Origin of the sequence: Paracoccus sp. SY (assembly GCF_002901215.1) — a bacterium.
Taxonomy (GTDB): domain Bacteria; phylum Pseudomonadota; class Alphaproteobacteria; order Rhodobacterales; family Rhodobacteraceae; genus Paracoccus; species Paracoccus acridae.
In genome coordinates this window covers 1-373 of sequence record NZ_NWMQ01000232.1, presented here as the reverse complement: position 1 = coordinate 373, position 373 = coordinate 1, and the positions used below count along the sequence as shown (strand labels likewise).

Below are 373 nucleotides of genomic sequence, written 5' to 3'. Positions count from 1 at the left end.
GTCGTCAAGCGATCCGATATCGACAAAGATGGTCATTCCGCAGCCTCCAGCGTCAGGTCGGCAAGGGGCGCCCATTTGGGCGTCTCGGATGGGGTGGAGAGATCGGCCCAAGGGTCGCGGCGATAGACGGACTGGCTGATCTCGAACCGTTCGACCAAGGCGCGGCGGTTTTCCATGTCGTCCACGACCTGCGCCTTGATCCAGCCAAGGCCGACCTTGTCCATCCATTTCCAGATGCGATCCAGGTATCGGGCATTCTCGCGGTAAAGCTGGGTCACGGCGAGGATGATCTGGATCGCCTCGTCTTCCGACGGGGTCGAGGCGAGGGGCACCGTCTCGCGCACCTCCATCCCCGCCGCGCCGCCGATCACGA

Annotated in this window: 1 pseudogene; it reads right to left on the bottom strand. The window is 63.5% G+C overall.

Annotation, left to right across the window (positions count from 1 at the left end):
• Positions 1-32 precede the first annotated feature (32 nt).
• Positions 33-373, bottom strand: a pseudogene (locus CK944_RS22675) (nitrite reductase large subunit); the annotation flags it as partial.